We start from the raw sequence: 13752 nt of genomic DNA on the forward strand, positions 1-13752 counted from the left end.
AGGTCAACAATGCCAAAAAAACGTGAAATAAAAAATGTTTTAGTTATAGGTTCTGGACCAATAATAATAGGTCAAGCAGCAGAATTCGATTATTCAGGAACCCAAGCTTGTAAATCTTTAAAAGAAGAAGGATGTAAAGTAATATTGGTAAACAACAATCCTGCAACTATTATGACTGATACAGAAATAGCAGATGTAGTTTATATGGAAAACCTTGAAATGGATACTTTAATTTCCATTATAGAAAAAGAAAAACCGGATGGGATTTTAGGAACACTTGGAGGACAAACAGCCTTAAATCTAATTATCCAATTAAAGGATAGTGGAATTATCGATAAATACGATATTCAAGAATTGGGAACATCGGTTGAATCCATAAAAATAGCAGAAAGTAGAGAATTATTTAAAAGAAAAATGCAAGAAATTGAAGAACCTATCGCTGAAAGCCTCACGGTGTCGACAGTATCCGAAGCCATAAATTTTGCTAACAAAGTTGGGTATCCTTTGATAATACGCCCAGCATACACTTTAGGAGGAACAGGTGGTGGATTTGCTTACAACGAAGAGGAGTTAATAGAATTTGTAGAGAATGGGTTGAAAAAGAGCATGATGAAAGAGGTCTTAATAGAAAGATCCTTATTGGGTTGGAAAGAGATCGAATACGAATTGGTTAGGGATTCTTTTGATAATTGCATCACCGTATGTAATATGGAAAATTTTGATCCTGTAGGAATTCACACCGGAGATAGTATAGTTGTTGCACCTTCTCAAACGTTGACAGATCAAGAACATCAAATGTTAAGGGACTCATCCATTAAGATAATAAAAGCTTTAAAGATAGAAGGTGCTTGCAATATTCAATTTGCCCTCAATCCTTATAACGAAGAATATCGAGTTATTGAAGTGAATCCTCGTTTGAGTAGATCCAGTGCCTTAGCGTCCAAAGCAACGGGGTATCCTATAGCAAAAATTGCTACAAAAATCGCAATAGGATTTTCTTTGGATGAGATAAAAAATCCCGTTACTGGAAAAACAACAGCTTTTTTTGAACCATCTTTAGATTATGTTGTCACAAAGATCCCCCGCTGGCCTTTTGATAAGTTTTATCAAGCTGATAAAAAGATAGGTACACAAATGAAATCCACTGGTGAAACGATGGCTATTGGACGTACCTTTGAAAGTTCTTTATTAAAGGCGGTACGCTCTCTTGATATGAAAATTAAAGGCTTGAGAATTAAAGAGGTTCAAAAAGAGAGCGATGAAGAATTAGTAGAACATTTACAAATTCCGAACGAAAAAAGATTGTTTCATATTGCCGAAGCACTTAGAAGAGGTTATAAGGTTTTTGATATTCATAGATTAACCTTCATAGACGAATGGTTTTTAGAAAAAATAAAAAACATCGTCGATTTTGAAAATACTATTAGATTCTCCCAATTGAATTACGACCTATTACTTGAAGCAAAGGGTCTTGGCTTTTCAGACCAAGAAATATCTGAATTAAACGGGTTACAAGAAGATCAAGTTAGAGAATTGAGAAAAACCTATGCTATTACTCCGTCATACAAAATGGTTGACACATGTGCAGCGGAGTTTGATTCAGTAACACAATATCTCTACTCAACTTATGGTGAAGAGGACGAAATAGAGGTTCACAAGGACATAAAAAAAGTCATAGTTATAGGTGGAGGACCGATAAGGATCGGACAAGGGGTGGAGTTTGATTATTGTACAGTTAAAGCTCTATGGGCATTAAAAGAAAAATGTATCAAATCAATCATCATAAACAACAATCCTGAAACCGTCAGTACAGATTTTGATACAGGTGATAGATTGTACTTCGAACCCCTTACTCAAGAAGATGTTTTGAATATCATAGAAAAAGAAGATCCAATGGGGACAATGGTCATGTTTGGAGGGCAAACAGCTTTAAATCTAGGTGAAGAACTTGAAAGACATGGAATCAAAATCTTGGGAACATCATATGAGCATATTGATTTGTGTGAAGATAGAAAAAGATTTTCACTGTTGCTAAAAGAGTTGGAGATCAATCAGCCTCGTGGTGGGTACGTTACTTCATTTGATGAAGCTAGAGAAATTGCTAAGCGTTTAGGGTTTCCTCTTTTAGTTAGACCCTCTTATGTGATTGGAGGACAATCTATTGAAAAGGTTAATTCCGAAGATGAATTATTCGAGTACTTATCACATGCTTTAGACTTATCACCCAATAGACCAGTTCTAATAGATGAATACATAGAAGGAGTAGAAGTTGAAGTTGATGCCGTCTCTGATGGAGAAAATGTATTAATTCCTGGAATAATGGAACATATTGAAAAAGCGGGAATTCATTCAGGTGACAGTTTTGCCGTATTTCCTGCCAAAACCTTGTCAGAATTAGAAGAGAAAGAAATTGTGAGATACGTTGAAAAAATATCCAAAGCGGTGAAAGTTAAGGGTTTAATAAACATTCAATTTATCGTGAAAGAGGGAAAAGTTTACGTTATTGAAGTGAATCCTAGGGCTTCAAGAACGGTTCCGATAATCAGTAAAGTAACAGGAATTCCAATGATAAAACTGGCAGTTGAAATTGCGTTAGGTAATAACTTGAAAGAACTTGGGTATTATGAACCTTTTTATCTAAAAATCCCATATACGGTGGTTAAAGCGCCAATATTTTCATTAGAAAAATTGCCAGGTGTTGAAGTTGCCTTAGGTGCAGAGATGAAATCTACAGGGGAAACTCTTGGCATCGATTTCGACTATCATAATGCGATGTATAAGGCTTTTAAAAGTGCTCATTTGGATGTTCCTTCTACGGGTAATGTACTATTATCATTTCCAGAAAAAGAAGTGAGTGGAAGTAAAAGTTTTGTTAAATATCTTCAAAGCTGTGGATACGAATTGTGGGGAACTACTGGGACAGCAGAAGCCTTCAAATTGATGGATATTACAATAAAAGAGATAGATCACCAAAAATCATTAGAGTTAGTAAAGAAAGGTTATTTTTCAATGGTTATTAATTTACCTACAAAAGGTAAAAACGTATCCAACTTTGGATTCAAATTAAGAAGAACGTCTTTAGAAAACGGCATTCCTCTATTTACAGCATTGGAAACAGCTCAAAAATCAATTGAAGCAACAAAGAATTGCAAAATCGGAAAAAATAATGTACAGTCCTTGAACGAATACGTAGGTTATTATCATAATCTACAAAAAAATTTTCAAATATCAAAAAGAGGTGATTTATTTATGAAAACCGGGGAAAAGGTAGTATTGGCATATTCAGGAGGGTTAGATACATCTGTAATCATACCATGGTTAAAAGAAAAGTATAATTGTGAAATTATTGCAGTATGTATTGATGTAGGTCAAGGAGAAGAAACACATGTTATCGAGAAAAAAGCTCTTTCAAGTGGTGCAAGTAAGGTTTACGTAGAAGATGTTGTGGAAGAATTTGTAACCGATTATATTTTTCCCACCTTAAAAGCTGGAGCAATCTACGAGGGTAAATACTTGTTGGGAACATCCTTTGCAAGACCTCTAATGGCAAAAAAACTAGTTGAGATTGCCCAAAAAGAAGGTGCAAATGTTATTGCTCATGGTTGTACGGGTAAAGGTAACGATCAAGTAAGATTTGAAGTATCTATTAAGGCATTAGATCCTTCTATAAAAATTATTGCTCCTTGGAGAATATGGGAAATTAAGTCTAGGGAGGAAGAAATTGCCTATGCCCAAAAGAAGGGAATTCCAATATCTATAACCAAAGAAAAAATATACAGTGTAGATAAAAATATATGGCATATAAGCCATGAAGGCGGAGATTTAGAGGATCCTTGGAATGAACCTAAAGCTGAGTTATTCGATATGGTTACTCCACCCGAAAAAGCACCCGATGTTGCTGAATATGTAACCATAGAATTTGAAAAAGGGATTCCAGTGAAGATAAACGAAGAAGACCTTTCTCCCGTAGAGTTGATAAAGAAAGCCAATGAAATTGCATCAATAAATGGTGTGGGGATTGCAGATATCGTAGAAAATCGATTAGTTGGAATGAAATCAAGAGGTGTGTATGAAACTCCAGGTGGAACATTACTATATACTGCACACAAAGAACTGGAAAGCTTGGTACTTGACAAAGAAACGTCAAGATTCAAAGATTTAGTGGCACAAAAGTATGCGGATCTTGTTTATAATGGATTGTGGTTCTCTCAGTTGAAGGAGAGTTTAGATGCTTTTGTAGATGAAACACAGAAGGTGGTTACCGGTGTTGTGAAATTGAAACTTTACAAGGGAAATATTATAACTGCAGGATTAAGTTCACCATATTCCTTATACAACGAAGAGTTAGCTACATTTGGAGAAGATAAAATTTACGACCAAAAGGATGCAGAAGGTTTTATAAACTTGTTTGGACTACCTTTGAAGATGAGAGCTTATCAGATGAAGCATTTTGTTGAAAATCAAAAATACGACAAAACGACTGTAGGAGGAGAACAATGAAATTATGGGGAGGTCGGTTTAAAGAAAAAATTGCAGAAGACATGGAAATATTTAATTCGTCAATAAATGTTGATATCAGATTATTGCCCTACGATATAGAAGCGTCATTAGCCCATGCGGAAGGGTTGAAAAAGGCAAAAATTATTTCTGAAGAAGAGTTTGAACAAATTGAAAGGGCGTTAAGAGAAATAAAAGAAGAAAAATTTGAAGAGATTCCAAAGGTAGAAGATGTGCACACATTGGTAGAGCAAATGTTGGTTGAAAAGATAGGGGATGTGGGCAAAAAGATTCATACAGCAAGAAGTAGGAACGATCAAATAGCAACAGATGAAAGGATGTACTTACGAAATGAAATATTCAAAATTATAGATTTATTAGAACAATTGAATGTCGTTTTAGTGGAACTTTCAAAAAAATACAAAAACAAAATTATGCCCGGTTACACACATATGCAAAGAGCTCAACCTATCACATTTTCTCATCATTTGTTGGCATACGTAGAGATGTTTAAAAGGGATATAGATCGGTTGAAAGATTCTTTGAAAAGAGTGAATGTTTCGGTTTTAGGTTCAGGAGCATTAGCTGGGACATCGTACGATATAGATAGAACATATGTAGCTTCGTTGTTGGGCTTTAATGAGGTTTCACTAAACAGTATTGACGGAGTAAGCGATAGGGATTTCATCGTTGAATTTTTATCAATAGCTTCTTTGATAATGATGCATTTGAGTAGATTTTCTGAGGAGATAGTACTTTGGTCTAGCCAAGAGTTCAATTTTGTTGAACTGAGCGATGAATATTCGACTGGAAGTAGTATAATGCCACAAAAGAAAAATCCAGACTCTGCTGAATTAATCAGGGGTAAAACGGGTAGGGTATATGGAAATTTGCTTAGCCTTTTAACAACTATGAAAGGTTTACCCCTTGCGTATAACAAAGATATGCAAGAAGATAAAGAACCACTGTTTGATACAGTTGATACATTAAAAGTTTGTTTAAAGGTATTTATAGGTATGTTGAAAACGATGAGTGTGAACGAAGAAAAAATGAAACAGGCAGTAAAATTTGGTTATCTCAATGCAACGGATTTGGCAGATTATTTGGTCAAAAAAGGGATCCCTTTTAGAAACGCTCACGATATAGTTGGAAAATTAGTTGCGTACGCTATAACAAAAAAAGTTCCAATAGAAGAGTTGAATATTTCAGAATTTAAAAATTTTTGTCAGTCGATAGATGAGGATGTATATGAAGTTTTAAACATAAAAAATATTCTAAAAAGCCGTAAAACAATTGGGGCAGCCAGATGGGAGGAAGATGTATGAATGTAGGTATACTTGGTGCAACAGGATACACAGGTATTGAATTAATCAGAATTCTTTCTAAACACCCAAATGCTAAAATAACTTATCTGTCATCAAAACACTTTGAATCCCAATTAATTTCGGAAGTTTATCCAGGTCTCGACGGATATTGTGATCTGATATTAGAGGGTGATGATTTCAAAAAAGCGGTTGCTACTTGCGATATTATATTTTCAACTTTACCTCACGAACTAACTTTCGAAATCGGTAAGATGGTAGTGGATGCAGGTAAGAGATTGATAGATCTAGGTTCAGCGTTTCGTTTCGATGACTTTAATGTTTTCAAAAATTGGTATGGTTCAAATGATGACATAGAATACGATAAATTTAACAAAGTTTACGGATTAACTGAGTTAAATAGGGAAAAGATTAAAAATGCACAAATTGTGGGCAATCCAGGTTGTTATCCAACTAGTGTGATTTTGGCACTTGCCCCTGTTTTAAAAAATAGAGTTGTGACAGATAAAAACATAATTATTGACAGTAAATCTGGGGTATCGGGTGCAGGTCATGAACCTAAATTTAGTAACCTATATTCAGAATGTAATGAAAATACTAAACCGTATAACGTGGCTAAACATAGACATATTCCAGAAATAGAGCAGGAGTTATCAAAGATAATGCAAGAAGAGGTAAAAATTGTTTTCACCCCACATCTTGTTCCTATGACAAGAGGAATTTTAAGTACGATTTATTGTAATTTGAAATCAGATATAACCCTAAAAGAAGTCTACGATCTTTACCAAGAATTTTATAAAAACGATTATTTTATAAAAATTCTTAAACCTCGAAAGTATCCATCTACTAAAAGTGTTGCTGGCTCTAATTTCTGTCAAATAGGCTTTGAAATGGACGAACATACAAATACTTTGATAATCATGTCTGTGATTGATAATTTAATGAAAGGAGCCAGTGGCCAGGCGGTACAAAATATGAATTTAATGTTTGGACTGCCTGAAAATAAAGGCCTTGATATTATAAGAATCTTTCCATGAACTTGATATTTTTTTGAAATTAATGTATAATTAAGAAAAATTTAAGGACCTTGATGTAAGTCTAGAGTTACAATAGAAACAAAAATTGAAAGGAGGGAGGGTACGATTCTTCTAAATCTAATGGAAAGAAGAACGTACAAAAGAACGTGAGTAACGTGTATATAGTTGATACAACTTTAAGAGATGGCGAGCAAACTGCCGGGGTAGTATTTGCCAATGAAGAAAAGGTCCAAATAGCGAAGATGTTAGCAGAGTTAGGGGTTTATCAGATCGAAGCCGGGATTCCCACGATGGGTGGAGATGAAAAGGAAGCCATAAAAAAGATAAGTAAATTAGACTTAGGTGTATCAATTATGGGCTGGAATAGAGCAGTTATAAAGGATGTTGAAGAATCTATTGATTGTGGGGTTGATGCTGTTGCCATTTCTATTTCCACTTCAGATATTCACATCAAACATAAATTAAAGAAAGATAGGGATTGGGTATTAAAAAGCATGGTAGATGCCACAAAATTTGCCAAAAAACACAATTTGTACGTGTCTGTAAACGCTGAAGATGCCTCTAGAACTGATATGGATTTTCTTATAAAGTTTGCCAAAGAGGCTAAAGAGGCAGGAGCGGATAGGTTAAGATACTGTGACACCGTTGGCATGATGGAACCATTTTCCATCTACGAACATATCAGAAGAATAATAGACGAAGTTGGTATAAATGTTGAAATGCATACTCACAACGATTTTGGCTTAGCTACAGCTAATACATTGGCAGGAATAAGAGCGGGTGCTAAGTACGCAGGTGTTACGGTAAATGGGTTAGGAGAAAGAGCAGGTAATGCAGCTTTAGAGGAAGTGGTGATGGCTCTTAAATACATTTACAAAAATGATTTGGGAATAAAAACTCACTTACTAAAAGAAGTTTGTGAATACGTTGCTAAGGCGTCAGGAAGAGTTCTTCCTTTATCAAAAACAATCGTAGGCCATAATGTTTTTGCTCACGAGTCTGGCATTCATACAGACGGTGTATTAAAGGACTCCAAAACATATGAATCCTTCACTCCTGAAGAAGTAGGATTACAAAGACAAATACTTATTGGAAAACATTCCGGGAGGAACGCAATTATTGCAAAATTCAAAGAATACGAAATAGATTTAACTCCTGAAGAAGGAGAAGAGATTTTAAAAAGGGTAAGATCCCTATCTGTTCAACTCAAAAGAAGCTTATTCGATAAAGAGTTAATCTATCTTTACAACGAAATGAGGGAGGAAAAGATAAAGGATGTCAACTTACAAAACAATATCTGAAAAGATATTCAGTGATCATTTGGGAAGAGATGTTGAAGCGGGGGAAATAGTCATAGTTGATGTTGATTTCATGATGGGGCAAGATGGAACCACTCCATTAGCTATTAAGACGTTTGAAAATGTTGGAGCTAAAAAGGTTGCCTACCCTGAAAAAGTAGCCTTTGTAATAGACCACAACGCTCCCAGTCCAAGTGAAAAGGTTTCTGCGTTACATAAATTGATGAGAGATTTTAGTAGCAATTACGGTACCAAGTTTTACGATATCGGTGAGGGCATATGTCATCAACTAATGCCCGAAAAAGGGCATGCCCTACCTGGACAGATCGTAATAGGGGCTGATTCTCACACGTGTACTTATGGGGCCCTTAATTGTTTCTCAACGGGTGTCGGTTCAACAGATTTGGCTATTGCTATGGCGAGTGGTAAGTTATGGTTTAAGGTACCACAAAGTATAAAAATTGTTTTAGAAGGTTCTCTTTCAAAAGGTATTTATTCTAAGGACGTTGCGTTGTATGTTATAAAGAATATGACCGCCAATGGAGCAACTTACAAGGCTGTAGAGTTTGAGGGCCCAGTTATTGATAATTTATCGGTTGAGGCAAGATTTACCATTTCTAATATGTCAGTGGAAATGGGAGCCAAAGTCGGTTTGATGAAACTTGATGAAAAAGCTGAAAATTGGATAAAAGAAAGAACTGATAAACCATTTAAAAGTTACGAATCAGACGAAGGTGCAAATTATGAAAAGATATACAAATTTGATGTCAGCGATTTGGAACCTCAAGTTGCCAAACCCCATGCCGTTGATAATGTTAGTCCAATTAGTGAAGTTGAAGGTATTCCTATACATCAAGGTTTGTTAGGTACGTGCACTAACGGAAGAATTGAAGATCTAAGAATAGCTGCGAATATCTTAAAAGGCAGAAAAATCCATAAGGGTGTTAGACTTATTGTGGCTCCTGCATCTAAAGATACTTTATTAAAAGCTATGAATGAGGGAATAATTCAAACTTTAATTCAAGCTGGAGCTACGGTAGTTGCCCCAGGCTGTGGGCCTTGTGTGGGTACACATAATGGAGTACCTTCAGATGGCGAGAATGTAATTTCTACAGCAAATAGAAACTTCAAAGGAAGAATGGGAAACAACAAAGCTTTCATCTATTTGGGATCACCTGCCACAGTGGCAGCTTCTTGTATTGAGGGAAAAATAGCGGATCCCCGAAAATATTTGTGAAAGTTAATTTTTAGAACGGGAGGATAAATAATGGAATTAAAAGGTTATTCTCATAAATTTGGTGATGATGTGAACACCGACTACATTATTTCTGGAAAATACAAATTCAATACCATCGATATGGATGAATTATCTGTTCATTTGATGGAGGATCTAAGGCCAAATTTTTATAATGAAATCAAAAAAGGTGATTTCATTGTTGCAGGAGAAAATTTTGGTTGTGGTTCTTCTAGGGAACAAGCTCCTTTAGTGATAAAACATGCTGGTATAAGTGCTGTTATAGCAACATCTTTCGCCAGAATATTTTATAGAAATTCCATAAATATTGGCTTACCTTTAGTTGAAGTTCCAACTGATAATATAGAAGAAGGTGATTTATTGACTGTTGATCTAGAAAAAGGTGTAGTTAAGAATCTTACCAAAGATGAAATTTTGAAGATTAAATCTCTCCCCAAAGTGATGCTAAAGATTTTACAAAGTGGGGGTTTGGTTAATTATTACAAAAAATATGGTACTTTAGAATTAATGGAATAGTAGGTGATTTTATGTATACAGTTACTTTGATTCCGGGTGATGGAATAGGTCCAGAAATAACCTCTGTAGTGGTAGAGATTTTTGAACATTTGAAAGCTCCTATTAGTTGGGATTTAGTGGAAGCTGGAGAGAAGGTAATTGAAAAATATGGAACTCCACTGCCTGATTATGTGATCGATTCGATTAGGAAAAATAAAGTAGCCTTGAAAGGTCCTATAACTACGCCGATAGGCAAAGGATTTAGAAGTGTGAACGTTACACTAAGAGAACGGTTCAATTTATATGCAAATTTAAGGCCTGTTAAAAGTTTAGAGGGTCTCAATACTAAGTACAATAATGTCGATTTGGTTGTAGTGAGAGAAAATACCGAATGTTTGTATAAAGGGATTGAGTATAAGATTGACGATACAGCTTGTGCCGTCAGAGTTATAACAAAAAGCGCAAGTGAAAAGATCGCATATTTTGCATTTAATTATGCAAAGGAAAATAAAAGAAAGAAAGTCACAGCTGTTCATAAGGCTAACATTCTAAAGATTACAGATGGCTTATTTTTGGAAGCTATTAGAAAAGTAGCAAATGAATATCCTGAAATAGAGTACGAAGAAAAGATCATTGACAATATGTCAATGCAGTTGGTGTTGAATCCTGAAAAATTTGATGTAGTTGTAGCCCCAAATTTGTACGGAGATATCCTTTCCGATTTAGCTGCAGGTTTAATAGGAGGATTGGGTCTTGCTCCAGCTGCTAATATTGGTGAGGATACTGCTATCTTTGAGGCAGTCCATGGGAGTGCTCCGGATATAGCTAATAAAGGTATAGCAAACCCGATCGCCTTATTAAGCTCATCCATTATGTTGTTAGATTATTTAAAGCTGAACGAGTTAGCAAAAAAACTCGAAAACGCTATTTCCTCAACAGTTAAAGATATAGATAGTTTAACCCCGGATTTAGGTGGAAAAGGTAACATAGAGTCTATAAAAAATAAAATTATTTCATTTTTGAATTGAATGGTTGGTGATTTTTTTGAAAGATAGAATTTATAAGATAGTTATAAAGGTTGGTAGTAGTTCAATAGCCGATGAGAATGGAATAAATGTTGGTAAGATGAATAAAATCGTCGAGCAAGTGACTGAATTAAAGTTTAAAAGAAAAAAAGATATAATTATTGTTTCATCAGGAGCTATTGCCGCTGGCAAAAGTGAGTTAGGTTACCGTTATAAACCTTATTCTGTTTCTGAAAAGCAGGCTTGTGCAGCAGTTGGTCAAGGTGTGTTGATCTCTAAATATCGTGATCTTTTTGCAGTTAAAAATATTAAAGTGGCTCAAATACTTTTAACGGCTGACGATTTTTCTAATCGTCAGCGTTATTTAAATGCATACAATACGATGAATGCACTTTTAGAAAATGATGTAGTACCTATTGTAAATGAAAACGATACAGTAACGACAGATGAAATTAAATTAGGCGATAATGATGTTTTGTCTGCTCAAGTTGCAAGCTTGTTGGAAGCAGACTTATTGATCATTCTCTCGGATATTCCAGGATTATTAAAAAATTTAGGGAACCCGAAATCGCTGATTAATATTGTTGAAGAAGTTACCCCCGAGCTTGAAAATCTTGCCAACGGAAAGAGTGGCAAACTTGGTACTGGAGGAATGAGTTCAAAATTAAAAGCAGCAAAGATTTCCAATGCTTCAGGAATACCTTTAACAATTCTCCCATCTTACGAAGAGGGTATCATCACAAAAGCTGTTGATAATATTGAAAATACGAAGTTCAACATTGGTACAACCTTTTTACCTAAAGATAAAAAGATGAGCAAAAGGAAAAGGTGGATTCAGTTCAGCTTAAAGCCAAAAGGAGAATTGATTGTGGATAATGGAGCTCGCGAGGCACTTTTAAAAGGAAAAAGTTTGTTAGCGGTAGGAATTGTAAGTTTAACAGGAAATTTTTCCATCGGAGATCTGGTGATAGTCTCCAATAAAAAAGGAGAAAATATCGGAAGGGGTTTGGTAAACTATTCATCAAAGGAATTGAAAGAAATAATTGGTAAGAAAACCAATGAAATTCTTACGTTCAAAGACAACGTTGGTCCTGAAGAAGTAATACACAGGGATAATTTAGTTATAATGGAGGCAACGGAGGGATTTGAACCCTCGAATAACGGTTTTGCAGACCGCCGCCTTTGACCCCTTGGCTACGTTGCCAAATTGGCGGGGACGACGGGACTCGAACCCGCGGCCACCGGTGTGACAGACCGGCATGATAACCAACTTCACCACGTCCCCTTCAACTTCAAGTGTATTTTATCATATAATTCTTATTTTGTCTAGTCTATTCTATTCTTCGCTTGCTTCATCATCAGTGATGACTTCTTCTTTTTGTTCTTCGTTTGGGGTTACATTTTCACCTTCAAACTCTTCTTTTGATATTTCAACTATTTGTACTTTCTCTTTGATGAATTGGGCAACTTTTTCTCTTAATTTGTTCCACAGGATTTCATTTGATAGTTCGGGATTTGAGCTTATTATTTCCTGAGCGCGAGAGAAAGGTAAACCATACATAGTTGAGAAGTTCTTAATTTCTTGAGATAACTCCTCATTTCCTACTTTTATGTTGTTTTCTAAAGATATTTTTTCGATGACAACCATCTCTTTAATCCAATTTAAAGCACTCTTTTTGATTTCTTCTCTCAATTTATTTTCATCATTTTCAAATTTTTTTAAGTTTTCTTCGTATTTATCCTTGCTTTTTAGGTCGTTTATTGTCGAGTCAATATAATAATTTATGCTTTCTTCAGATATATCAATATCAACATAATTGGGTAACTCAGATAAGATATAGTTAATCACAAATTCATCCTGCCAATTTTTAACAGCTTCTTCTCCTTCTTTTTTCAGCATCTCTTTCAGGTCGTTCAATGTTTCTACTTCAATATTCAACTCTTTGGCGAAATTATCGTTCAATTCTGGAAGTCTTCTTGTATAAGCTTGTGCGATTCGCACTTTTTGAACCAATTTTTTGCCCTGGTCTTCTTTTTCTAATTCAAATTCGTTCCCGGATTTTTTCCCGAGAAGGTTTTTAACCAGCTCTCTTTCGTCATTTTCTCTTACTACTATTTCTTCTTCTTCATTGGACTTGATTATTTCACCGTTTTCGTCTACTAAATCATAATTAATTCTTACATAATCTCCATATTGTATTGGTTCTTCTTTTGGATCTAATATTGCGTTGCTCTCCAGTAAATCATTCAATCTTCTTTGAACAAAGTCTTCAACCACTTCTTTAGATTCAGGGATTTTAACCGTTATATTTTCAAATTCTGTTTTTGTAATTTCAGGATAGGTGTGAAGTAAAACTTCAAATTCTATGTGTTCCTCATCTTGAGCTTTTGATTCAACAATAATTGGGAAGAGTAAATTTTCTTCTTCTCTGATTTTGTGATCTAGCTCATGTTCGGCTTCTTCTAACAACATATTATTGAAATCGGGACCTAAACGCAACTTAATAACCTGTTTGGGGACTTTACCCTTTCTAAATCCTTCAAAGGTGTAATGCTGGTTAATTTCTCGAACGATTTGATCTTCTATTTTTTCAATTTCATCTTTAGAAAATTTGATAAGGTATTTCTTAACATTTTTGTCTTGACTAAGTAAAGTTTTTTCCATGATTCTTCCTCCTAATTTTGAGAAGTTTTCATCAAAGTTCAAAGTATTATACAATGAAAGAGAGGGAATTTGGTTAATTAAACGTCAATTTTTGTTTTTATAGTGTAAACATTTTTCATAACTCAACTTTTTATTTGTATAATATTTTTTTGGAAATT

General features: G+C 34.9%; 8 protein-coding genes, 2 tRNA genes and 1 pseudogene. 8 read left to right on the forward strand and 3 right to left on the reverse strand.

Annotation, left to right across the window (positions count from 1 at the left end; genetic code table 11):
* Positions 1 to 9 precede the first annotated feature (9 nt).
* The 8 genes and pseudogenes from carB to proB all read left to right on the forward strand — a co-directional run.
* Positions 10 to 4500, forward strand: a complete 4491-nt coding sequence (gene carB / locus PMOB_RS08740; protein ID WP_012209490.1) for a carbamoyl-phosphate synthase (glutamine-hydrolyzing) large subunit — start codon at positions 10 to 12, stop codon at positions 4498 to 4500.
* The gene (gene argH, locus PMOB_RS08745) at positions 4497 to 5822 is read left to right on the forward strand and encodes an argininosuccinate lyase (protein WP_012209491.1); all 1326 of its coding nucleotides are present in this window, start codon (positions 4497 to 4499) and stop codon (positions 5820 to 5822) included. Before carB ends, argH begins: the two co-directional genes overlap by 4 nt.
* Positions 5819 to 6856, forward strand: a complete 1038-nt coding sequence (gene argC, locus PMOB_RS08750) for an N-acetyl-gamma-glutamyl-phosphate reductase (protein ID WP_012209492.1) — start codon at positions 5819 to 5821, stop codon at positions 6854 to 6856. The genes argH and argC overlap by 4 nt, the downstream gene beginning before the upstream one ends.
* Before the next feature lie 155 nt (positions 6857 to 7011).
* On the forward strand, positions 7012 to 8157 hold the full coding sequence (nifV, locus tag PMOB_RS08755) for a homocitrate synthase (protein WP_012209493.1): 1146 nt from the start codon (positions 7012 to 7014) through the stop codon (positions 8155 to 8157).
* Positions 8132 to 9391, forward strand: coding sequence for a 3-isopropylmalate dehydratase large subunit (locus PMOB_RS08760; RefSeq protein ID WP_012209494.1), 1260 nt, complete (start codon positions 8132 to 8134; stop codon positions 9389 to 9391). The genes nifV and PMOB_RS08760 overlap by 26 nt, the downstream gene beginning before the upstream one ends.
* Positions 9392 to 9421: 30 nt before the next feature.
* On the forward strand, positions 9422 to 9925 hold the full coding sequence (locus PMOB_RS08765; protein ID WP_012209495.1) for a 3-isopropylmalate dehydratase small subunit: 504 nt from the start codon (positions 9422 to 9424) through the stop codon (positions 9923 to 9925).
* Positions 9926 to 9936: 11 nt separating this feature from the next.
* The gene (locus tag PMOB_RS08770; RefSeq protein WP_012209496.1) at positions 9937 to 10932 is read left to right on the forward strand and encodes an isocitrate/isopropylmalate dehydrogenase family protein; all 996 of its coding nucleotides are present in this window, start codon (positions 9937 to 9939) and stop codon (positions 10930 to 10932) included.
* 7 nt (positions 10933 to 10939) lie between these two features.
* Positions 10940 to 12043: pseudogene (proB, locus tag PMOB_RS11195) on the forward strand (glutamate 5-kinase); the annotation flags it as partial.
* Between the two features lie 13 nt (positions 12044 to 12056).
* On the opposite strand, the gene PMOB_RS08780 reads toward proB, so the two are convergent.
* The 3 genes from PMOB_RS08780 to tig all read right to left on the reverse strand — a co-directional run bounded on the left by PMOB_RS08780 (position 12057) and on the right by tig (position 13594).
* Positions 12057 to 12133: transfer RNA gene (locus tag PMOB_RS08780), tRNA-Cys, on the reverse strand.
* 4 nt (positions 12134 to 12137) lie between these two features.
* Positions 12138 to 12214, reverse strand: a tRNA-Asp gene (locus PMOB_RS08785).
* A 51-nt stretch (positions 12215 to 12265) separates the two neighbouring features.
* On the reverse strand, positions 12266 to 13594 hold the full coding sequence (tig, locus tag PMOB_RS08790) for a trigger factor (RefSeq protein ID WP_041534145.1): 1329 nt from the start codon (positions 13592 to 13594) through the stop codon (positions 12266 to 12268).
* Positions 13595 to 13752 lie beyond the last annotated feature (158 nt).

The organism is Petrotoga mobilis SJ95 (genome assembly GCF_000018605.1).
GTDB classification, from domain to species: domain Bacteria; phylum Thermotogota; class Thermotogae; order Petrotogales; family Petrotogaceae; genus Petrotoga; species Petrotoga mobilis.

Bases quoted from the DNA above. Each gene is read 5' to 3' on its own strand.
- tig (WP_041534145.1), bottom strand. From the start codon at position 13,594: ATGGAAAAAACTTTACTTAGTCAAGACAAAAATGTTAAGAAATACCTT.
- PMOB_RS08765 (WP_012209495.1), top strand. From the start codon at position 9,422: ATGGAATTAAAAGGTTATTCTCATAAATTTGGTGATGATGTGAACACC.
- argC (WP_012209492.1), top strand. From the start codon at position 5,819: ATGAATGTAGGTATACTTGGTGCAACAGGATACACAGGTATTGAATTA.
- carB (WP_012209490.1), top strand. From the start codon at position 10: ATGCCAAAAAAACGTGAAATAAAAAATGTTTTAGTTATAGGTTCTGGA.
- PMOB_RS08770 (WP_012209496.1), top strand. From the start codon at position 9,937: ATGTATACAGTTACTTTGATTCCGGGTGATGGAATAGGTCCAGAAATA.
- PMOB_RS08760 (WP_012209494.1), top strand. From the start codon at position 8,132: ATGTCAACTTACAAAACAATATCTGAAAAGATATTCAGTGATCATTTG.
- argH (WP_012209491.1), top strand. From the start codon at position 4,497: ATGAAATTATGGGGAGGTCGGTTTAAAGAAAAAATTGCAGAAGACATG.